General features: G+C 38.8%; 13 protein-coding genes, 4 pseudogenes and 1 riboswitch. All 17 genes and pseudogenes read left to right on the forward strand.

Features of this window, described 5'->3' with window-relative positions:
- Window positions 1-241: 241 nt before the first annotated feature.
- Window positions 242-425, forward strand: a riboswitch (cobalamin riboswitch).
- Window positions 426-572: 147 nt separating this feature from the next.
- Window positions 573-1433, forward strand: a pseudogene (locus tag JCM9157_RS15485) (ribonucleotide reductase barrel domain-containing protein); the annotation flags it as partial.
- Window positions 1434-1696: 263 nt separating this feature from the next.
- Window positions 1697-3076: pseudogene (locus tag JCM9157_RS15490) on the forward strand (ribonucleoside-diphosphate reductase subunit alpha); the annotation flags it as partial.
- 29 nt (window positions 3077-3105) lie between these two features.
- Window positions 3106-4149: a ribonucleotide-diphosphate reductase subunit beta gene (locus JCM9157_RS15495; protein ID WP_035666114.1), complete on the forward strand. Its 1044-nt coding sequence runs from the start codon at window positions 3106-3108 to the stop codon at window positions 4147-4149.
- A 518-nt stretch (window positions 4150-4667) separates the two neighbouring features.
- Window positions 4668-5369, forward strand: coding sequence for a heptaprenylglyceryl phosphate synthase (pcrB, locus tag JCM9157_RS15500; RefSeq protein ID WP_035666115.1), 702 nt, complete (start codon window positions 4668-4670; stop codon window positions 5367-5369).
- A 98-nt stretch (window positions 5370-5467) separates the two neighbouring features.
- Complete coding sequence (gene pcrA / locus JCM9157_RS15505; RefSeq protein WP_035666117.1) at window positions 5468-7696, forward strand: DNA helicase PcrA; 2229 nt, start codon at window positions 5468-5470, stop codon at window positions 7694-7696.
- Between the two features lie 68 nt (window positions 7697-7764).
- On the forward strand, window positions 7765-9774 hold the full coding sequence (ligA, locus tag JCM9157_RS15510) for an NAD-dependent DNA ligase LigA (RefSeq protein ID WP_035666120.1): 2010 nt from the start codon (window positions 7765-7767) through the stop codon (window positions 9772-9774).
- Between the two features lie 28 nt (window positions 9775-9802).
- Window positions 9803-10975 carry a CamS family sex pheromone protein gene (locus tag JCM9157_RS15515; protein WP_035666123.1) on the forward strand — a complete coding sequence of 391 codons (1173 nt, stop codon included), beginning with the start codon at window positions 9803-9805 and terminating at the stop codon, window positions 10973-10975.
- A 450-nt stretch (window positions 10976-11425) separates the two neighbouring features.
- Window positions 11426-12550 (forward strand): BMP family lipoprotein, encoded by a 1125-nt coding sequence (locus JCM9157_RS15520; RefSeq protein ID WP_035666126.1) that lies wholly within the window; start codon window positions 11426-11428, stop codon window positions 12548-12550.
- A gap of 201 nt (window positions 12551-12751) precedes the next feature.
- Entirely contained in the window at window positions 12752-14287 is a 1536-nt protein-coding gene (locus JCM9157_RS15525) for an ABC transporter ATP-binding protein (RefSeq protein ID WP_035666128.1), read from the forward strand.
- Entirely contained in the window at window positions 14280-15341 is a 1062-nt protein-coding gene (locus tag JCM9157_RS15530; protein WP_035666131.1) for an ABC transporter permease, read from the forward strand. The genes JCM9157_RS15525 and JCM9157_RS15530 overlap by 8 nt, the downstream gene beginning before the upstream one ends.
- Window positions 15342-16303: pseudogene (locus JCM9157_RS15535) on the forward strand (ABC transporter permease).
- A 428-nt stretch (window positions 16304-16731) separates the two neighbouring features.
- A pseudogene (gene putP / locus JCM9157_RS15540) lies at window positions 16732-18239 on the forward strand (sodium/proline symporter PutP).
- Between the two features lie 159 nt (window positions 18240-18398).
- Complete coding sequence (gene gatC, locus JCM9157_RS15545; RefSeq protein ID WP_035666132.1) at window positions 18399-18689, forward strand: Asp-tRNA(Asn)/Glu-tRNA(Gln) amidotransferase subunit GatC; 291 nt, start codon at window positions 18399-18401, stop codon at window positions 18687-18689.
- A gap of 18 nt (window positions 18690-18707) precedes the next feature.
- The gene (gene gatA / locus JCM9157_RS15550; protein WP_035666134.1) at window positions 18708-20165 is read left to right on the forward strand and encodes an Asp-tRNA(Asn)/Glu-tRNA(Gln) amidotransferase subunit GatA; all 1458 of its coding nucleotides are present in this window, start codon (window positions 18708-18710) and stop codon (window positions 20163-20165) included.
- A 15-nt stretch (window positions 20166-20180) separates the two neighbouring features.
- Window positions 20181-21611 carry an Asp-tRNA(Asn)/Glu-tRNA(Gln) amidotransferase subunit GatB gene (gene gatB / locus JCM9157_RS15555; RefSeq protein ID WP_035666136.1) on the forward strand — a complete coding sequence of 477 codons (1431 nt, stop codon included), beginning with the start codon at window positions 20181-20183 and terminating at the stop codon, window positions 21609-21611.
- Window positions 21612-21782: 171 nt separating this feature from the next.
- Window positions 21783-22685: a diacylglycerol kinase gene (locus tag JCM9157_RS15560; RefSeq protein WP_035666139.1), complete on the forward strand. Its 903-nt coding sequence runs from the start codon at window positions 21783-21785 to the stop codon at window positions 22683-22685.
- Window positions 22686-22861: 176 nt separating this feature from the next.
- Entirely contained in the window at window positions 22862-23941 is a 1080-nt protein-coding gene (locus JCM9157_RS15565) for a Gfo/Idh/MocA family protein (RefSeq protein ID WP_035666145.1), read from the forward strand.
- Window positions 23942-23993: the final 52 nt, after the last annotated feature.

The following is a 23993-nucleotide window of genomic DNA, read 5'->3' on the forward strand; positions in this document are numbered from 1 at the left end:
GTCAAAATAAAGACTTTTGGAGATCACCTTTTTTTTAAAGGGGGGGGAAGATTTCACAGTTTTATTCTAAAGGGATTGTCGAAAAATAGTTCTTGCAATCTTTTAGTCTCTTCTATAACATATACAATATATTGAAAGTTTTTATTTTCGAATGACTATATATTGATTTGACGCTAGCTCAACATGTCGACCTTGCCCAAATAACGCGCAAAAAGTCGATTGGTAGTTAGGTAATTTCATATTGTTGTCCAATAAAATAGGTGTTGCTTTATCAACGTAAAAGGGAATCTGGTGAGAGTCCAGAACTGTACCCGCAACTGTAATTGCTGATGAAATAAGGAAATCCACTGTGAATGTTTTCATGGGAAGGCCTTAAAGTAAAATGACGCAAAAGTCAGGAGACCTACCTATTTTAGATCGTACTATTTTCTTCGGGAGGTGAGAGAATAGAACGTGGATGGAGAAAAAGGTCACGTGACTTTATCAACATTCCGTTCTGTTCACTCATCGTTCCTAGATGAGTGTTTTTTTATGAGGAGGAACTAAGGATGAATAGCACAGAACCTTTAAACATGGATCAAGTTACAGGAAACATGATTGAATTAGAACAACTCTTTCCGGAATTAGATTTTTCTTTTTATCGAGAGAAAGTCGGACAAGCGGTTAGGTCTAAAGTGAATATCTCAGACGATCAAATTAGTCAATTGCTAGTGTTGTCTGCCGTTGAAAATATTTCAATGGAAGAGCCGCAATGGACGTATGTTGCAGCTTCTATTCTTTTAAAACAATTATATAAAAAAGCTGCTTGTTCGCGTCAGTATGAAGCAAGTATCAGGTACGGTTCTTTTTATCAACTAGTCCAAAGCTTGACGGATATAGGAATCTACTCAGATAGAATTTTACAAGAATACTCAAGAGAAGAACTTGAAGAACTTGGCCAAATAATAGAACCAGAGCGAGATTCACTATTTACATATATCGGTTTGTTAACGTTAGCAGATCGCTATTTAGCTAGATCGCATAATGGTGATTTGTTTGAATTACCACAAGAGCGCTTTTTAATTATAGCGATTACGTTAATGATGGAAGAACCAAAAGAAACGCGGATAGAGCTTATAAAAGAAGCATACTGGGCTCTTTCCAATTTATACATGACTGTCGCAACTCCGACTCTAGCAAACGCTGGCAAAAGCTATGGACAGTTATCCAGTTGTTTTATTGAGACGGTTGATGATAGTTTAAGAGGAATTTACGACAGCAATACCGATATTGCTACTTTATCGAAAAACGGTGGTGGAATAGGAGCTTATTTAGGCAAGCTTCGCAGTCGTGGAAGTGATATTAAAGGATTTAAAGGCGTGTCATCGGGAGTTATTCCGTGGATGAAGCAGCTTAATAATACAGCAGTTAGTGTGGATCAGTTAGGTCAAAGGCAGGGTGAATAATTGCCCCTTTAGTGGGTGACCACTATAGCAAACTCCGAATATGCTGGAAAGCCGTCATACAGCCTTTCACTAGTCATTTTACAGGAAACTGTAAAACCAACTGAAAATGTGAAGGACAGGGTGGTAATCAGCAGGGCTGATTTCTAAGTCGTGTGACGATAGGAAATCCCCTCAACGACTGACGAGGAGCATCTTATAAAAGATGGTGATACAGTCTAGTCCCCTAATAAATATCGGGAAACCGAGGGTATAAAACGGCCATTAGTGTATATTTAGATGTTTGGCACCGTGACATTTTTAGCTTCTTAGCGGTGAAGTTAAATAACGGTGATGAAAGACAACGAACTCACGATTTGTTTACTGGGGTATGCATTCCAGATTTATTTATGGAAAAAGTAGAGGCGCGTGCAGAGTGGTTTATTTTTGATCCACATACGATTCGCCGTGTATTAGGGTTTAGCTTGGAAGATTTTTACGATCAAGAAAAAGGCGCGGGAGAGTTCCGTGATAAATACGAGCAGTGTGTAGAAGCGGCTGAAAAAGGCTTGTTCGGTGAGAAAGGGCTAGTATGGGATAAAGTTCCGGCTATTGATATTTTTAAAGATATTTTAAAAAGTCAGCTTGAAACAGGAACACCGTACATGTTCTACAGAGACACTGTAAATCGGGCAAATGCCAATCGTCATCAAGGAATGATTTATTGCAGTAACTTATGCACGGAAATTACTCAGAATATGAAAGCAACTACCGTAATAGAAGAGAAAACAGAAGATGGCAAAATAATCATTGTAAAAGAACCAGGCGATTTTGTTGTTTGTAACTTATCATCAATAAATTTAGCCAAAGCTGTGACAGAAAATGTATTAGAAAGATTGATCCCAATTCAAGTTCGGATGCTTGATAACGTGATTGATTTAAATGATTTACCTGTTCCGCAAGCTCAAATCACAAATCAAAAGTACAGGTCAATTGGACTTGGAACTTTTGGCTGGCACCACTTACTAGCTTTAGAAGGTATCAAGTGGGAATCAGAGGATGCGGTTAATTATGCAGATACACTGTATGAAAAAATTGCATTCCTAACGATTCACTCTAGTAAAGAGTTAGCGAAAGAAAAAGGAGCGTATCCACTTTTTAAAGGGTCTGATTGGGATAATGGGTCTTATTTTGAGAGTCGAGGGTACGTTGGTGATAAATGGAATGAGCTACGCCAATCGGTTAAAGAAAATGGCGTTCGTAATGGCTATCTAATGGCTGTTGCACCTAACTCTACAACGGCTATCATTGCAGGGACGACGGCCTCTATTGATCCTATTTTCAAAAAAGAATATTCAGAGGAAAAGAAGAATTATAAAATCCCGGTAACAGCACCAGACTTATCCCCAAAAACAACGTGGTTTTATAAATCAGCTTATGAAATCGACCAAATTTGGAGTATTAAACAAAACGAAGTTCGTCAGCGCCATATAGATCAAGCTATTTCATTTAATATTTATGTGAAGAACACGATTAAAGCTAAGGACTTGTTAAACATCCATTTAGAAGCTTGGAAATCCAATCTGAAGACCACGTATTACACGAGGTCCACATCACTGGTGGAAGTAGATGAATGTGAAAGTTGTTCTTCGTAAAATTATTTAAATGAGAGGATAGAGCAAATATGAATGTTAATTCTTTAAAAACTCGTAAACTATACGACCCTACAGCACCTAATGCTTCCACAGGAATTATTAATGGAGAAAGTTCGAATATATTGAATTGGGATGATGTTCGCTTTAAATGGGCTTACCCTATGTATAAAAACATGCTTGCTAATTTCTGGACACCGTTTGAAATCAATATGTCTAGTGATATTAAACAGTGGCTTCAACTTACGGAAGATGAGCGATATGCGTTTAAGAAAATTATCGGATTGCTTGCCTTTTTAGATAGTGTCCAAACCGATTATTCTGGTAAAGTTGCGGCGTATTTAACGGATTCTAGCCTAGCCGCCTTAATGCAAGTCTTATCGTTTCAAGAAGTGATTCATAATCAATCTTATTCTTATGTTTTATCAAGTCTAGTTCCTAAGCAAGAACAAGATGAAATTTTCGAATACTGGAAGCATGATCCGATCTTACGTGAGCGAAATGATTTTATCGCAGAAGGCTACCAACGTTTCGTAGAGAATCCGAATCCAAAAACGTTTATGGAGTCAATCGTCTTTGATGTCATATTAGAAGGGTTGAATTTTTATTCAGGATTCGCATTCTTCTACAACTTAGCTCGTAACCAAAAAATGGTCTCATCTAGTACGATGATTAATTATATTAATCGTGATGAGCAATTACACGTGAATTTATTTGCTCAAATTTTCAAAGAGTTGTTACAAGAAAACCCTGAACTTAATACAGAGGAAACGCATAGATTTGTCCAAGAAACATTTATTAAAGCAACTGAGCTAGAAATTGAATGGGGTAAATCAATTATTGGAGACAAAATGGACGGTATTACAATGTTCGAGCTTGAAAGTTATATTAAGTTTATCGCCAATAAACGTGTCAACCAACTTGGAATTGAACGTCCTTTCGAAGGCTACCGTCAAAATCCGATGAAATGGATTAAAGCCTATGAAGATGTAGACAGTGGAAAGAGTGATTTCTTCGAGCAAAAATCAAGGCAGTATGTAAAAGTATCAGACGCTAATGGATTTGATGAGTTGTAGGTGGAATGTGCGGATAATTGAGCACGAATTAATCTAAATTGTTGCGCAGTTGCCAGCCAACTAAATAGACAAAAACGCTTGGATTAGAAATTCCAAGCGTTTTTTCTGGTTATATGATTGGTTGAAAATTGAGGCTATTCATCCTTCATCCTTCATCCTAATCCAAACTACAGTTACAGTGGAATGGAGCGGAAGGCACTTGACTCCTGCGGGAATAGAGGGAAAGGCAAGACACCACAGACGGAACGGCGTGGGGGCTTGGCAACACCCCTTGGAAAGCAAGTGCCTGAAGCGCAATGGAACGGAGCCGGAGCTGATAACAAAATAGGCTGAGAAAAGGTGTACGTAAACAGCCACTCATACAAATCAATCAAACATTTGATTAATCCCAACCAACCCAAGTTTTACTATTGATAATAGGTAGGATCGTTGGGCGACAACAAACCCCAACTTTGATATAATGTCTACTCAGATATGTATTTTAGCAGGTAACTAGGATTGTACGGGAGTGGTAAAAAATGCTTGAGCTTAAAGAGTGGAGACATGTGTTTAAGTTAGATCCAAATAAGGAGATAACAGATGAGGCACTAGAGGCCATTTGTGAATCTGGAACAGATGGGTTAATCATTGGCGGGACTGACGGAGTGACGCTTGATAATACATTGCAATTACTTGCAAGAGTAAGACGCTTTACGGTGTCTTGTGCACTTGAAATTTCAAATTTAGACGCGATTACGCCTGGATTTGATTATTTCTTCATTCCATCTGTTATGAATAGTCCAGACTTAAAATGGGTTCAAGGCTATCATCATCAAGCTATAAAAGAGTTTGGGTCTATTATGAATTGGGATGAAATTGCTGTAGAAGGCTATTGTATTTTAAATCCAGAAGCTAAAGCAGCTAAGCTAACAGAAGCTAAAACCAATTTAACTAGTGATGACATTGTCGCTTATGCAAGAATGGCCGAGCATCTTTATCAATTCCCAATCTTTTACCTTGAATATAGTGGAACATACGGTAATCCTTCAATTGTTGAAAAGGTGGCGGAAGTTTTAGGAAGAACACAATTGTTTTATGGCGGAGGGATCCGCTCAGTAGACCAAGCTAAAGAAATGGCTGCTTTTGCTAAAACGGTTGTAGTTGGTAATGTCATTTACGATGATTTAGCAACGGCGTTAGCAACAGTTGCTGCTGTAAAACAAACGAGTTTGAATAAGTAATTGAATTTTCTATGTATAATTGTTTACGAAGATAAATTGTATTCATGAACAAAACAAGTTAAAATAAAAGTAAGAACATATGTTTGGGTGGTGGGGAAATGCAAGCGAAGATCATTGAAAAAATGCTTTCAGGGTTAAACCCGGAGCAAAGACAAGCAGTCCAGCATACAGATGGCCCATTATTACTAATGGCTGGAGCTGGCAGTGGAAAAACGCGTGTGCTTACACATCGGATTGCATATTTATTAAGGGAGAAAGAAATTGCGCCCTGGAGTGTACTGGCCATAACGTTTACGAATAAAGCTGCACGTGAGATGAAGGATCGTGTCGCACAATTAGTTGGACCAGTTGCCGAAGATATTTGGATCTCGACTTTCCATTCAATGTGTGTACGAGTATTAAGAAGAGATATTGACCGAATTGGTTACAATCGTAACTTTACGATTTTGGATTCTGGTGATCAATTGTCCGTGATTAAACAAATTTTGAAAAATAAGAACATCGACCCAAAGAAATTCGAACCTCGTAGTATTCTTGGGTCAATTAGTAGCGCCAAAAATGAATTAAAGAAACCAGACGTTTTCGCCAAAAGTGCAACAGGTCCCTATGATCAAACAGTTGCCGACGTTTATGTCGACTATCAAAAACAATTAAAGAAAAATCATGCACTTGATTTTGATGATTTAATTATGAAGACGATTGAGCTATTTAAGTTAGTACCAGAAGTATTAGAATTCTATCAACGTAAATTTCAGTATATTTTAGTTGATGAGTATCAAGATACGAACAGAGCTCAATATATGTTAGTAAAAATGTTAGCGGAACGGTTTAAAAACATTTGTGTGGTCGGGGATTCTGACCAATCGATTTATCGCTGGCGCGGAGCAGACATTTCTAATATTTTATCGTTTGAAGAAGATTATCCGAAGGCGAAGGTTATTTTACTTGAACAAAATTATCGTTCAACTAAAACCATTCTACAAGCGGCGAACCGTGTAATTGAGAATAATCCTAATCGAAAAAAGAAGAACCTTTGGACTGAAAACGATGCAGGGATGAAAATTGGTTATTATGCGGCTGACACCGAGCAATCAGAAGCTCAATTTGTAGTCGAAAGAATTAGAGAAGCAACTAGAGGAGATTATACCTATTCGGACATTGCGATCTTATATCGTACAAATGCTCAGTCTCGTGTAATCGAGGAATTTTTCGTTAAATCAAATATTGATTATAATATCGTTGGAGGAACAAAGTTCTATGATCGTAAAGAGATTAAGGACGTTCTAGCTTATTTACGTTTAATTGCGAACCCAGATGACGATATTAGTTTACAGAGAATTATCAATGTTCCGAAGCGAGGAATTGGTGCGACAACCGTCGATAAAATTGGAGCATATGCGATTGAACAAGGCATTTCAATTTTCGCTGCACTTCAAGAAGTTGAACAAGTCGGTCTTGCTGGTCGTACAGCGGATAAATTAAAAGACTTCTCTAAGCAACTTTCGCATTGGGTTGAAATGCAAGAATATTTATCTGTAACAGAGTTAGTCGAAGAACTACTTGACCGGACAGGCTACCGGGAGATGCTTAAAAACGAAAAATCGCTTGAAGCATTAAGTAGAATTGAGAACATCGACGAGTTTCTAACCGTAACAAATGAGTTTGAAAAGCAAAACGAAGACAAATCTCTTGTCGCCTTTTTAACAGATTTAGCACTTGTTGCGGACATTGATAAGCTTGATGAAGAGAATGAAGGTAAGCCGAAAGATGCCATTACCTTAATGACATTGCACTCTGCAAAAGGGTTGGAATTTCCACTTGTCTTCTTGATTGGATTAGAAGAAGGGATTTTTCCGCATAGTCGTTCTTTATTTGAAGAAGAGGAGATGCAGGAAGAGCGCCGGTTAGCTTATGTTGGCATTACACGTGCAGAAAAACAATTATATGTTACCAATGCTAGACTGCGGACTATGTTCGGTCGAACAAATACGAATCCACCTTCAAGGTTTATTAACGAAATACCTGAAGATTGTCTTGAATCCTTAAATGAAGTCCAGCAAAAACAAACACCTGATTGGATGAAGTCATCTCGTAAAGCAGCGCCAACAACTCCAACCCGAAACATTGAACGCCCGAGAACGATTCAAACGGGCGGTGATCAAATTGCTTGGAGTGTCGGTGATAAAGCAGCTCATAAAAAATGGGGTGTTGGTACGGTAGTTAGCCTTAAAGGAACAGGAGAATCATTAGAACTTGATATTGCTTTTCCTAATCCAACCGGTGTGAAACGTTTGTTTGCCAAATTTGCCCCTATTACAAAGCAATAACTGGTATTCAAACAGAGCGGATCAATCAACTTGCTCTGTTTGAATTTCTCTTAGAAAGGACGAAAGTTATGGAGCAACAACAAGCAGAAAAAAGATTGAATGAGCTTCGTAAGCTGGTAGAAGAACTTGGCTATCATTATTATGTGTTAGATCAACCAAAGGTTTCTGATGCAGAATATGATGCTTTAATGAATGAGCTGATTCAATTAGAAGACCAGTATCCAGAATGGTTTAGTGAAGATTCACCAACTGTACGAGTTGGTGGAGAACCATTGCCTTTTTTTGAAAAAGTGGAACATAGATCTCCGATGTTAAGCTTAGGTAATGCCTTTTCAGCAGATGATTTACGAGACTTTGACCGACGAGTTAAACAATTAGTAGAAGGTGATGTTAGCTATAGCTGTGAACTGAAGATTGATGGCTTAGCCGTATCTCTTGTTTATGAAAATGGAAGATTCGTCAGGGGAGCAACTAGAGGAGATGGCACAGTCGGCGAGGATATTACAGCCAACCTTAAAACGATTCCAGCTATTCCATTGCGTTTAAACGAGCAGGTAAATATCGAAGTGCGTGGTGAGGCTTATATGCCAAAAGGCTCTTTTATTGCCCTTAATGTGCTGAAGGAACAAGCAGGGGAAGAGAAGTTTGCCAATCCTCGTAATGCAGCTGCAGGTTCATTAAGACAGCTTGATCCGAAACTTGCAGCAAAACGTAATTTATCGATTTTCGTTTATGCGATTGGACATCTCGAAGGAAAAGAAGTGTCATCGCATCATGAAGGCATTTCGTACTTAAGAGAACTTGGTTTTAGAACGAATCAGGAGAGTGAACACTGTTCAAACATTGAAGAGGTTATTGCTTTTACCGAAAAATGGGTTGAAAAACGCGGAGAGCTTCCATATGAAATCGATGGCATTGTCATTAAAGTTGACCGTTTAGATCATCAAAAGGAAATGGGCTTTACAGCTAAAAGTCCTCGCTGGGCAATTGCCTATAAATTCCCTGCAGAAGAAGTTGTTACAATACTTAAAGACATTGAACTGAGTATTGGACGTACTGGAGTTGTAACACCAACTGCGATTTTATCACCAGTTACAGTTGCAGGAACTACGGTGAAAAGAGCTTCACTTCATAATGAAGATTTAATTAGAGAAAAAGATTTAAAACTTGGTGATTCTGTTGTCATCAAAAAAGCTGGAGATATTATCCCTGAGGTTGTGAATGTGCTAACAGAATTGCGTGATGGCACAGAGCGGGAATTTAAAATGCCGACTCATTGTCCAGCTTGTGAAAAAGAGCTTGTACGTTTAGAAGGGGAAGTGGCATTGCGTTGTATCAATCCACAATGTCCTGCGCAAATCAGAGAAGGTTTAATTCACTTTGTATCCAGAAATGCGATGAATATTGATGGACTTGGTGAAAAGGTTATTAGCCAATTATTTGCCCATGATCTCGTGCGCGATGTGGCTGATATTTACAAACTAGAGCGTGATGAATTACTTAAGCTTGAGCGAATGGGAGAGAAGTCAGTCGATAAGCTTTTATCTTCCATTGAAAAAACGAAAGAAAACTCGTTAGAAAGATTGCTATTTGGTCTTGGAATTCGTTTCGTTGGAGCAAAAGCTGCTAAAACGTTAGCGATGGAATTCGAAACGATAACTCGAATTAAAGAGGCTACAGAAGAAGAACTAATAGCTGTTAATGAAATTGGAGAAAAAATGGCTGCTTCTGTTAAGCGTTATTTTGAAACTCCAGAGGTGCTTGAATTAATAGATGAGTTACTGGCTCTGGGGGTTAACACTACATATAAAGGTGCTAAAGCTCCTGTTGAAAGTGAAGTAAAAGATAGTCCTTTCTTAGGAAAAACGGTCGTGTTAACCGGAAAACTCGAGCAACTAACTCGCGAAGAGGCAAAAGAAAAGATTGAAGCACTTGGTGGAAAAGTGACCGGAAGTGTGAGTAAGAAAACGGATCTAGTTATAGCGGGGGAAGAGGCTGGGTCTAAACGAACAAAAGCAGAAGAATTAAATATTGAGATATGGGATGAAGCTAAGTTAGTAGAAGAGTTAGGACAATAAAAAGAGTAAGCCGAGAGGAGGGGAGTATATGATGAAACGTATAGTAATGGCTTCTTTCATGTTACTCCTTTTATCAGGTTGCTTTCCGAGTTTGCCACAAGAGGAAGAGCAACTTGTAGAGGAAATGAACGAACAGGAGCAAGAGCAAGTAGTGGAAGTTGTCCCACAAATTATTACACCAGATAACTATTATCAAAGTGTGTTATACGATGGATCTTACTTGCACGGTGAATCAAGGGGATTTGGTAATTCGGTTATGTACAATAGACTTGATCTAGATCAATTGGAAATAGGCTTAACTCGAATCGCCCAACAACATTTTGACATAGAAAACTACTATTTTAGAGAAGGTCAGTTTATTAAAAGAAACGTCTTAAACAGTTGGCTAATGAGATATGACGAAGAATCAAATCCTGATGGCTTAAATCCTGCTCTTGGTGAAGAGGGGAACTTACGAGAAAGAGAAGAAAGTCAACCACGCTATTTATCTCATATTTTAGAGCATAATTATTTAGTCGAAGACTCTAATGGTCAGCTTGGTCTAGGTGGTATCGTTATTGGCCTTTCTATGAATAGTGTTTATAACTTCAGAATTGAAGACGAGCAAGGAAGGTATAACTTTTATGAACTGCCTTTAACCGAGCAAAATATTGAGCAAGAAGCTGATCGGATTGCGAAAGAGATTTTAACAAGGTTAAGGACTATGGAAGAAGGTGCTTATCAAGACATCCCAATTCTTTTTGCAGTTTTCCAAGAACAGCCGCGTGACTCTGTTATCCCAGGTAAATTCATCGCTAAAGCGATGGCTGATCCTAAAAATGACTTAGATCGTTTCCAACGTATTAATGAACGTTATTTTTTGTTTCCTTCAAACGAAGCGAACCAAGAAGCTCGTAATGAAGCCGATCAGTTTCAACGCTTTAAAGATGATATTCAAGAGTTCTTTGATACTTACCTGGGGGTAGTTGGTAAAGGAAGATATGTTGATAACCAAATTCAAGAATTAACAATTGAAATCCCTTTACGTTTTCAAGGGAAAGCTGAGATCGTAGCTTTATCTCAATATGTAGCCAGTCAATTGCAATTAAGGTTTCAAGGGAATTATAAAGTTAGTGTTGAAATAACCTCTGTTGCTGGAAACACAGAAAGTGTAGTCGTACAAAATCCAGACGAAGAGCCGTTTATTCATGTTTTTAATTAAGGTATTATGAGTTAATGATAAATTGAACGGAGAGCTTAGCAAATAGTTGGGTTATTCCAAAGGGTCAGAGAGTTTAGACCTTTTGGAATAACCCTTTTTTAAAGAAATCAATAAGTATAAAAAAAAGACAGCTTTCTGTAAAGATGTTAAAATAAATGTCGAATATGATCGACATTTGCTAGAAAAAACTATTTATTAATCTATGTCAACATGATATATTTATCTCGGTCGAATGACATTTCATGAGGTCAGATGTCTGACCAGTAATGGTATGCACTACAAATATTAAAGTGATGACAGATAAGGTTCTTCTGTATATGGATAGAAATGATTGAATGTGCCATCCTAATACATGAAAAAGAACCTTCTTTAGGCGCTTTAATATGTTTTTAAAGTGTGTACGTACATATATGGAACGTTCGCACAAAAGAAAAAAAGGGGGATTTAAAAATGAAGAAGTGGTTACGTACATTAACGATGACAGCAGCGGCTGTTATGACTTTAGCTGCTTGTGGTACAGCAGATGAAACACCTCCTGCTACAGAGGATGCTGCACCTGGAGAAGACACTGAACAAGCTGTTGAAGCAACAGATTTTACAGTTGGAATGGTTACAGATGTAGGTGGAATTGATGATAAGTCTTTTAACCAATCTGCTTGGGAAGGGTTATCTCAGTTCGGACAAGAAGTTGGCTTGGAAGAAGGTACAGGATACCGTTATGTTCAATCTGGATCACTAGCTGATTTTGAACCAAACCTTCGTAATTTAGTGCGTGAAGATGTAGAACTTGTTTGGGGTATTGGTTATTTAATGGCAGATGCTGTTCGTACGATTGCTGAGCAAGTCGAAGATGCACAAATTGCTATTGTTGACTCCGTTGTAACAGACGATGAAGGTCAACCATTGCCTAACGTTGCCAACATTACGTTTAAAGAGCATGAAGGTTCATTTCTTGTAGGTGTAGCAGCTGGTTTACAAACACAAGGAAATAAAGTTGGTTTTGTCGGTGGTGTTGAAGGAGCTTTAATTAAAAAGTTTGAAAATGGATTTAAAGCTGGTGTTAAATCAGTAAATCCTGATGCTGAGATTATTGTTCAGTATGCAGAAAGTTTCAATGATGCTGACCGTGGACAGCAAATTGCCAATACAATGTATAGCCAAGGTGTAGACGTTATTTATCAGGCTGCTGGTGGTACTGGTAATGGAGTATTTACTGAAGCAATCAACCGCGCACGTAATGGTGAAGCAGTATGGGTAGTCGGTGTTGACCGTGACCAACATGAAGAAGGTATCTTTGGAGACGATAATCAATCTGTTACATTAACGTCAATGGTTAAGCGTGTAGATAGAGCTGTGTACTTAGTTTCTGAGCGCACAATGAGTGGTGATTTCCCTGGTGGTGAAATTCTTGAATACGGTTTAGAGGATGAAGCTGTTGGTATTGCTCCAACAACGGATAACCTAACTGATGAATCGGTACAAGCTGTAGAATCTTACTTTGGACAAATCCAAGCTGGAGAAATTGCAGTACCACAAACAGATGAAGAGTATGAGGAGTTTCTTTCTTCTCTTTAATGAATAAAAAAGAGGATGTCTCAAAAGGTTAATTTTCACCTTTTGAGACATTGTTTCTCTTTTGGTCAATGTTGTTGAAGCTTTTTTTATTTACTACATATTTGTTTTTTAGTAAGAGACAATGAAGAATTGATCCTTGCCCAATTCTTCATTGCCTCTTCAATAACGTTTTTTTAGAAGAACGGTTAGGAGTGGTAAAACGTGAGTTATGTGATTGAAATGAATGATATTCGAAAAGAGTTTCCAGGTATTGTGGCAAATGATAATATAACGCTTCAATTAAAAAAAGGAGAGATTCATGCTCTTCTTGGTGAGAATGGAGCAGGTAAGTCAACATTAATGAATGTCTTGTTTGGTCTATACCAACCTGAAAAGGGAGAAATTGTTGTTCGTGGGGAAAAGGTTAAAATCACTGACCCGAATGTTGCGAATGACCTTGGGATTGGAATGGTCCATCAGCATTTCATGTTAGTAGACAAATTTACTGTGACTGAGAATATCATTTTAGGTAATGAGCCTAAAAAAGGCGGTAGAATCAACATAAAAAAAGCCGCCAAAGATGTTCAGGAAATTTCCAATCGCTACGGATTAAGGGTGGATCCACATGCCAAAATTGAGAATATCTCAGTGGGTATGCAACAACGAGTAGAGATATTAAAAACACTTTATCGAGGGGCAGATGTTTTAATTTTTGATGAACCTACTGCTGTGTTAACACCGCAAGAAATTCAAGAGCTTATCGGCATTATGAAAATGTTAGTACAAGAAGGTAAATCAATTATCTTGATTACTCATAAGCTAAAGGAAATTATGGCGGTTTGTGATCGTTGTACCGTTATCAGAAGAGGTAAGGGGATTGGAACGGTTAATGTAAGTGAGACGGATCCAGATAAGTTAGCGGCGATGATGGTCGGTCGTGAAGTGAACTTTAGTATAGAAAAGAAGCCAGCAGAACCAAAGGAAACGGTTCTAAGCGTTCAGAATTTAACTGTACAAGGTTCTCGTGGTGTGACTGCGGTTAATAACCTTAGTTTAGACATGAGAGCCGGGGAGATCATTGGTCTAGCTGGTATTGAGGGGAATGGGCAATCAGAGTTAATCGAAGCGATTACTGGTTTACGAAAAGCTGACTCAGGAACGATTACTCTAAATGGTGAAAAGATCACTAATTTAAAGCCAAGAAAAGTAACGGAAGCTGGAATTGGCCATATTCCCGAAGACCGTCATAAACACGGACTTGTTCTTGATTTCACTATTGGTGAGAATATTGTTTTGCAAACGTATTACCATAAGCCTTATTCCAAAAATGGAATCTTAAATCATAATGAAGTTTATAAAAAGGCAAGAAGTTTAATTGAAGAGTTTGATGTTAGGACTCCATCAGAGTACACATTAGCTCGAGCTTTATCAGGAGGAAATCAACAAAAAGCAATTATTGCCCGAGAAGTAGACCGCTCGCCTGATTTCTTAATTGCAGCTCAACCAACGCGTGGCTTGGATGTAGGTGCGATCGAGTCGATTCATAAACGGTTAGTGTTGGAACGTGACAAAGGAAGGGCTGTTCTTCTTATGTCATTAGAACTCGATGAGATTCTAAATGTTAGTGACCGAATTGCCGTTATGTATGAGGGAGAAATTGTAGCAATAGTTGATGCAGACCAGACGAATGAACGAGAACTTGGCTTACTAATGGCTGGTGGAAAGAAAGAGAAAGAAGGTGAAGCAAAAAATGATTAAAAAGTTGCTTCCGAAAAGCCGATTAGTTTCAATGGCTGTCCCGCTTGTAGCGGTTTTCTTAGGAATACTTATTGGGGCAATCGTTATGCTCTTCAGCGGATACAACCCAATAAGAGGATACTCAGCTTTATTAAGTGGAATTTTCAGTGACACCTACTACATGGGTGAAACAATTAGAACGATGACACCGCTTATTTTATCTGGTTTGGCTGTTGCCTTTGCGTTCCGAACAGGGTTGTTCAATATTGGAGTCGAGGGCCAAGTAATTGTGGGATGGTTGGCATCGGTTTATGTTGGGATTGTGCTGGATTTACCAGCGATGATTCACTTACCGGTAGCGATCCTTGCAGGTGCTTTAGCTGGGGCACTATGGGGGTTTATTCCCGGAATACTAAAAGCTCGTTTTCAAGTGCATGAAGTTATTGTCACAATTATGATGAACTATATAGCTCTTTATACAGCCAATTACTTAATTCGAACATTTTTACTTGTTCCCGGAGAGAGAACAGAAACCATTTCGCCATCAGCGTCACTGGCTTCACCTTTTCTACAATCTTTAACTGATTACTCTAGACTACATTACGGCTTTTTGATTGCTCTTGCAGGATGTGTACTTATGTGGTTCCTATTATGGAAAACAACAAAAGGTTTTGAGCTGCGAGCTGTAGGTTTTAATACACATGCGTCTCATTATTCGGGTATGAATGTACAAAAGAATATCGTTCTTTCCATGGTAATTTCAGGTGGCTTTGCTGGGGTTGCTGGTTCTATGGAAGGTCTAGGAACTTACGGATATATGAGCATCTTATCTGGATTCACGGGTGTTGGTTTTGATGGAATTGCTGTTGCTTTATTAGGAGCTAATACTGCGATTGGTGTACTACTATCTTCATTCTTGTTCGGTGGTTTACAGATCGGTGCGTTGAACATGCAATCAAGAGCAGGTGTACCAACTGAATTAGTTGATATTGTGATTGCTTTAATTATTTTCTTTGTAGCTTCGAGCTATATTATTCGCTGGATTATGAATCGAATTAAGAAGGAGGGGATTTAAATGGATTTAATGCAGGTGTTAGCTCTAGTTATTCCTGCAGCAATTTTTGCGGCAGCCCCTCTTATTTTAACTGGTTTAGGTGGTTTATTCAGTGAACGCTCAGGTGTTGTTAACATTGGGTTAGAAGGTTTAATGGTCATTGGTGCGTTCACAGGTATTGTGGTAACGTTAACCCTTGAAGGAATGGGAGTAGGAGCAGCATCACCATGGCTTGCGATGCTTGCTGCTGTCATAGTGGGAGCTCTATTTTCTTTATTTCATGCGGTTGCCTCCATTACGTTTCGAGCAGATCAGATTGTAAGTGGAGTAGCACTAAACTTTCTAGCTGTAGGACTTAGCGTCTTTTTAATAAGATTAATGTATGGAAAAGGACAGACAGATTTTATCCGAAATCGAATTTATCGTTTTGACGTACCGGTGTTAAGTGACATTCCAATTATCGGTCCACTCCTTTTCTCAAATGTTTATATAACGTCTTATCTTGCCATTGTGATTACGTTCATCGTTTATTACGTTGTTTTCTATACTCCATTTGGATTAAGACTTCGTTCTGTCGGTGAACATCCGATGGCGGCAGATACAATGGGGATTAATGTCATTCGCATGCGTTATATCGGAGTTATGCTTAGTGGCGCGTTAGCAGGGTTAGGTGGAGCTGTATTTGCGGTTACGGTTGCAGGTAACTTCTCTGGAACGACAATTGTTGGTCAAGGGTTCATGCACTTGCCGCTTTAATCTTTGGAAAATGGAATCCACTTGGAGTTTTAGGTGCAGCTTTATTCTTTGGTTTAGCCCAAGCGTTAAGCATCACTGGACAGCAGATTCCTTTACTAGCTAATATTCCATCTGTCTTTTTGTTTATCGCTCCATATGTTCTTACTATTTTAGCTTTAGCAGGATTTGTAGGACGTGCGGAAGGACCTAAAGCAATTGGTAAGCCTTATATAAAAGGTTCGAGATAATCTATCTATAAGGTTGTTTTAGCATCAGTATGAAAATTTGAATTTTAAAAGGCAATTTCCCTCCGTCATTGGATGAGAAATTGCCCTTTTTATTTGTTATACTTTATTATGTCAAAAATTAGTTTTTTAGAATATTTATTCGTGATAGCAAACAAGGAATACTTAAACAAGCGAATAAGCTGTATAAAGATTAGTTTTAACTAGTAAAAAGACTTCACGAACATCACATATTTACTCACGACAACGAGTGGTCCGAGTAATTAAATAGGAAGAAACCGCATAGGTCTCTGCTAAGCCCTTTAATTAAAGGAGGTGCAAAGAATGGACTTTTCTTTAACGACAGCAACTTGGTTTTTGTTGTACATTCCAATGCCTTTATTAATCGTTTTTTCAATCGTCTCATTACTAAAAAGGAGGAGTGAGTAAATATGGAACTAGCAACCATTATTACGTTTATATTTTATTTAGTTGGGATGCTTGCAATTGGTATTATAGCTTATCGTTTAACAAATAATTTATCTGATTATGTTCTTGGTGGACGTCGGTTAGGAGGAAGTGTTGCGGCTTTAAGCGCAGGTGCCTCTGATATGAGTAGTTGGTTATTACTAGGTTTACCAGGTGCTATGTATGTAGGCGGGATGGGTGAGATATGGATAGCGGTAGGGTTAGCGATCGGGGCCTATTTGAATTGGCAATTTGTCGCTACTAGACTTAGAACCTATACCCAAATAGCAAATGACTCGATTACACTTCCTGATTTTTTAGAAAATCGTTTTCGTGATTCATCAAAAGCATTGCGCATTATTTCTGCAATTGTTATTCTTGTTTTCTTTGCTTTTTATACTTCTTCGGGACTTGTTGGTGGGGCGTTGTTGTTTGAAGCTTCATTTGGAATGACCTATACGCAAGCCCTTTGGATTGGTGCTATTGTGATTATCTCTTATACATTTTTAGGGGGATTTCTAGCAGTAAGTTGGACCGACTTCTTTCAAGGGATCTTGATGTTCTTAGCTTTAATCATTGTTCCTATCGTTGCATCTCAAATATTGGTGGATGGAGTGAAACAGTTCAAATCGTAGGTTTAGTTGACTCATCTTATTTAGATGCCTTTGCCGGAGCAACCGTAATCGGCGTTGTTTCGTTGCTTGCTTGGGGTTTAGGTTATTTTGGCCAACCTCATATTCTCACAAGGTTTATGGCCGTAAAATCGGTAAAAGAAATTCCAAAAGCAAGAGCAGTTGGTATGACATGGATGGTTTTGGCTTTGTTTGGAGCGATTTTTACTGGCTTTGCAGGAATAGCTTATTTCTCTGCACAAGGGCCTGGAGGACAACCGCTACCAGATGGATCTCATGAAACGTTGTTTATTATGTTTACCCAAGTCCTTTTTAATCCGTGGGTGGCAGGCTTTTTACTCGCGGCAATATTATCTGCGATTATGAGCACGATTGATTCTCAATTGTTAGTTTCATCGAGTGCTTTAGCAGAAGATGTATATAAAGGATTCATTCGCAAGGATGCTTCTCAAAAAGAGCTCGTTTTAGTGGGAAGACTTGGGGTACTAGTTATTGCGCTACTTGCGTTAGTTTTAGCTTATAATCCTGAAAGTTCTGTTTTAGACCTTGTTGGATATGCGTGGGCAGGTTTCGGTGCAGCGTTTGGACCAGTGATTATTTTAGCTCTTTTCTGGAAACGGATGACTAGAAATGGAGCTTTAGCAGGGATGCTTGTCGGGGGGATCACCGTCATTATGTGGGCGGAGCTTGATAACTGGTTTGGATTATCTGCAGAACAGTTTTCACTACTCGGTCTTTACGAAATTATCCCAGGCTTTATTCTAGCTTGGATTGCGATTGTAGTAGTGAGTCTTCTAGGGAAAGAGCCGGTACAGGAGATTCAAGAAGAATTTGAAAGAGCTAAAACGGAAGTATTATAGTGAGATATTAACCCTTTCTTTTTATTAATAAAGAGGGGGTTTTATTATAACGAATTTTAAGGTCTTGTAACCTTGGGGTTTGTTGCCTCTGTATGTGTTATTTGGTATTATTAATCATATTGTCAAAATGATCGAACTTTTTTCGGGGGTGAAGGAGATATGTCAAGAATTCAAGAAGAACAAGTGAAACATGCTGCTAACTTAGCTAGGCTTGCGATCACAGAAGAAGAGGCAAAAATGTTCACTGAACAATTAGATAAGATTATTACTTTCGCTGAACAGTTAAATGAGTTAGATACAACAGGTGTGGAACCAACTACACATGTTTTAGATATTAAGAATGTTCTACGTGAGGACAAGTCATCTGAGGGATTACCAATTGAAGATGTATTAAAGAATGCACCAGATCATGAAGATGGGCACTTTCGTGTACCGTCGATTATAGAATAGTAGGGGAGGACAAGCTTCATGTCTTTATTTGACCATAAGATGTCAGAGCTTCATACGATGCTTCAAAACAAAGAATTAAAAGTCTCTGATCTCGTTGATGAATCTTACAAGCGTATTGCTGAAGTTGAAGATAAGGTAAAAGCGTTTGTTACTTTAAATGAAGAAAAAGCACGCGCATATGCCAATGAATTAGACGAGACGCTTGGTTCAAACAGTGAGCGCGGCCTTCTATTTGGAATGCCAATTGGCGTCAAAGATAATATTGTGACGAAAAACTTGAGAACGACTTGTTCAAGTCGCATGCTAGAAAACTTTGATCCTATTTATGATGCTACCGTTGTACAAAAGCTAAGAGAAGCTCAAGCGGTTACGATCGGTAAGCTTAATATGGACGAGTTTGCGATGGGGTCTTCTACGGAAAACTCTGCTTTTCAAGCAACGAAAAACCCTTGGAATTTAGAAACTGTTCCAGGTGGCTCTAGTGGTGGATCAGCAGCAGCTGTTGCTGCGTTAGAAGTGCCGTTCTCATTAGGTTCTGATACAGGTGGATCAATTCGCCAACCAGCAGCATTTTGTGGTGTAGTTGGATTAAAACCTACATATGGACGTGTTTCTCGTTTCGGATTGGTCGCGTTTGCTTCTTCATTAGATCAAATTGGCCCAATCACACGTAACGTAGAAGACAATGCATATTTACTGCAATCCATCACAGGGGTTGACCCAATGGACTCGACTTCTGCGAATGTGGAAGTACCAGACTTTTTATCTGCTCTAACGGGAGATGTAAAAGGCCTTAGAATTGCCGTTCCAAAGGAATACATAGGTGAAGGGGTACAAGAAGAAGTAAAACAATCTGTTCTAGATGCGCTAAAAGTACTTGAGGGACAAGGTGCTACTTGGGAAGAAGTATCTCTTCCACATTCGAAATACGCGCTTGCAACCTATTACCTTCTTTCTTCTTCAGAGGCTTCAGCGAACTTGGCTCGTTTTGATGGTGTTCGTTACGGTTATCGCACTGATAATGCTGAAAATTTGATTGAGATGTATAAACAAACACGTGCAGAAGGCTTTGGTGATGAAGTAAAACGCCGCATTATGCTTGGGACGTTTGCGTTAAGTTCTGGTTACTATGATGCTTACTATAAAAAAGCACAACAAGTCCGCACATTAATAAAACAAGACTTTGAAAAGATTTTTGAGAACTATGATGTCATCATTGGACCAACAACCCCGACACCTGCATTTAAAATTGGTGAAAATACAAAGGATCCGATGACCATGTATGCAAATGATATTTTGACGATTCCAGTTAACCTTGCAGGGGTTCCAGGAATCTCTGTACCATGTGGCTTTAAAGATGGATTGCCTCTTGGTTTACAAATTATCGGAAAGCATTTTGATGAAAGTACAGTTTATCGTGTGGCTCATGCATTTGAACAAGCAACAGATTACCACACGCAAAAACCTACACTGTAAGGGGGAAGACAAGCGATGAATTTCGAAACAATTATTGGGCTTGAAGTCCACGTAGAATTAAAAACTGAATCGAAAATTTTCTCTGCTAGTCCGAACCATTTCGGATCAGAGCCGAATGCCAATACAAGTGTAATCGACCTTGGATATCCAGGTGTTTTACCTGTATTAAATAAAAAAGCTGTTGAATTTGCGATGAAAGCAGCGATGGCCTTAAATTGTGAAGTTGCAACTGTTACGAAATTCGACCGTAAAAATTATTTTTATCCAGATAATCCGAAAGCTTATCAAATCTCTCAGTTTGATAAACCAATCGGTGAAAATGGTTGGATTGAAATTGAAGTGAATGGTGAAAAGAAACGAATCGGCATTACGAGAATTCATATGGAAGAAGATGCTGGTAAGTTAACGCACTCTGGCGGTGGTTATTCGTTAGTTGATTACAATCGTCAAGGAACGCCACTTGTTGAGATTGTATCAGAGCCAGATATTAGAACTCCAGATGAAGCGTATGCGTATTTAGAGAAATTAAAAGCCATCATTCAATATACTGGAGTTTCAGATTGTAAGATGGAAGAAGGTTCTTTGCGTTGTGATGCAAATATCTCTCTACGTCCGGTAGGGCAAGAGAAGTTCGGTACAAAAACAGAGCTTAAAAATTTAAACTCGTTTAACTTTGTCCGTAAAGGACTTGAATATGAAGAAAAGCGCCAAGAGCAGGTGCTTTTATCTGGAGGCGTCATCGACCAAGAAACACGTCGCTATGATGAGGCTGCAAACAAAACTTTGTTAATGCGTGTTAAAGAGGGCTCTGATGACTATCGTTATTTCCCAGAGCCTGACTTAGTAGACATCCACATTGATGAAGAATGGAAAGCTCGCATTCAAGCGGAAATTCCTGAGCTTCCTGATGCTAGAAAGAAGCGTTATGTAGAAGAGCTTGGTTTGCCTGCTTACGATGCTGCTGTTTTAACCTTAACAAAGGAAATGTCTGACTTCTTTGAGGAAACAGTGGAACAAGGGGCAGGAGCTAAACAAGCTTCAAACTGGTTAATGGGTGAACTATCAGGTTATTTGAACGCTGAACAAAAAGAGCTTCATGATGTAGCGTTAACACCGAAAAACTTAGCAGGAATGATTGAGTTGATTGAAAAGGGCACGATCTCTTCTAAGATTGCTAAACAAGTGTTTAAAGAGCTTGTTGAAAACGGTGGAGAAGCTAGTCAAATTGTTGAAGCTAAAGGACTTGTTCAAATCTCAGATGAGGGTGAGTTACTTAAAATGGTAGCTGAAGTACTTGATAACAACCCTCAGTCGGTAGATGATTATAAAAATGGAAAACAAAAAGCAATTGGGTTCCTAGTAGGTCAGATTATGAAGGCTTCAAAAGGAAAAGCAAACCCACCGATGGTTAATAAACTGTTGCTTGAGGAAATAGCTAAGCGATAAAAATTATCTTCCTCTCTAATAGGACAAGAGGGAAGATGAAGCCTTAAAAGGGTAGAACCTTTTAAGGCTTTCTTTTTCTTTTTTTAATGAAGAATTTGCTGTTAAGGATTGATGTAAGGTACAATACAAGCATGTATGTCACAATCATGTTAACAAAGTAGGGGATCTGTAATGAAAAGAGCTCGACTTATTTATAATCCAACCTCAGGGCGTGAACAAATAAGAAAAAGTTTAGCTTATATATTAGAAAGACTTGAACAAGCAGGCTATGAAACGTCTGCTCATGCTACTACAGGTGAAGGTTGTGCGAAACGGGCTGCTCGTAAGGCTGGAGAAAATGGCTATGATCTCGTTATAGCTGCTGGTGGAGACGGAACTATTTTCGAGGTGGTCAATGGACTTGCTGACTTACCGAATAGACCAAGCCTTGGACTTATCCCAGCTGGAACGACAAATGATTTTGCAAGAGCGCTTCACATCCCAAGAGACATTGAAAAAGCATGTGATATCCTGTGTGGTGATCACTTTGAGCCAATTGATATTGGAAAAGTGGATGATCGCTATTTTATTAATATTGCAGCAGGTGGGACATTAACCGAACTTACATATGAAGTTCCTAGCAAGTTAAAAACAGCGGTTGGTCAATTGGCTTATTATATTAAGGGGCTAGAGAAACTTCCTCAAATTACACCGAGAATGGTTCGGATTGAGTATGACGGGAAATTGTTTGAAGGCGAGATTATGTTGTTTTTAGTGTCCAACACCAACTCAGTTGGAGGGTTTGAGAAATTAGCTCCAGACGCTTCGTTGCAAGATGGCATGTTTGACTTTATTGTCGTCAAAAAGCTTTCATTTCCAGAGTTTCTCCATCTTTGTACACTGGCACTTCGAGGAGAGCACATCCATCATCCGAAAGTGATGTATGTTCACGCGAACCGCATTAAAGTGGAAGTGCAAGGAGATATGCAACTTAACTTAGACGGTGAGCATGGAGGAGCGTTACCTGCACAGTTTGTTAGCCTTTATCAACATTTTCAAATGCTGACACCAAAGGATCGTAAGTCTAGAAAATAAGCGAATCGCTTCTCTTTAAAAAGGTTTTATAGTAAAAAAAGCGAATAAGTAGTAGTGAAGTAAAAAGATCTAATCGGTTGAACGGTTGGATCTTTTTGTTCGATTTTAGAAGGTTCTTCTATCCTGTTTAAGTAAAAGTTATAATAAAATCATACATAGATTATTGGAGGGTTAACATGAGTACACAAACAAAGATCTCAATTGGAGTTATCGGAGCAGGAAATATCGGGAATGTTCACTTAGAGAATTTTAATCAACTAAAAGAAGATGTAGAAATAAAAGCAATAACTGATGTGTATTTGCCACTTGCCGAAAAACGAGCGGAAGAATACCAAATTCCAACCGTTCATCAAAATGCAGATGAGCTTATTAATAATCAAGAACTGGATGCTGTCATTATCGCAGTCCCAAATAAATACCATGCACCTCTTACGATTCAGGCGTTAAAAGCAGGTAAGCATGTTTTATTAGAAAAACCAATGGCGATAAATGAAAACGATGCCAAGGAGATCTTACTTACACAAAAGAAAACAGGAAAAATAGTTATGATACCACATCAAATGCGCTGGGAGTCATTAGCTCTTCAAGTGAAAGAGCAAGTAGAACGTGGTGAGTTAGGAAATATCTATCATGCTAAAGCTGGATGGCTTCGCCGCAAAGGGATACCTGGCTGGGGAACATGGTTTACTCAAAAGAACGAATCAGGAGGAGGGCCACTCATTGATATCGGAGTTCATTTATTAGATTTGTCGCTCTACTTAATGGGCAATCCAAAGCCAGTCTCTGTATTTGGATCGACTTACGCTGAATTTGGACCTAAAAAGAAAGGGATCGGTACGTGGGGAACTCCAAATTGGGACGGAGCGTATGATGTTGAAGATATTGCAACAGCTCTTATCAAAATGGAAGATGGAAGTACGCTTTCCTTAGATGTCAGCTGGGCTGTTCATATGGACACTGATAATCAACCTTATCTTCATCTACTAGGCTCTGAAGGAGGCGCCTCTATTCAAGGTAAAAAAGGAAAATTGCTAACGGAAATGTTTGATCGCCCAATTGATGTCGATTTAACGTCAGAAGATGAAAAAGAACGTTTAAGATTGAGTCAGCACTTTGTTGAATGTATCCGTGAAGGAAAAGAACCGATTAGCTCCGCGGTCACAGGCTATACGAATAATTTAATTTTAAGTGCGATTTACGAATCTTCAAGAACAGGAAGAGAAGTCCAACTAAATTGGGATGTAGAAGGAGAGTAAGCTGTCATGCTAAAAGGATTGTCTATGGCAGGGATTGGTAAGATTAATGACC

The sequence above is a fragment of the Halalkalibacter akibai JCM 9157 genome (genome assembly GCF_000513135.1).
Taxonomy (GTDB): domain Bacteria; phylum Bacillota; class Bacilli; order Bacillales; family Bacillaceae_D; genus Halalkalibacter; species Halalkalibacter akibai.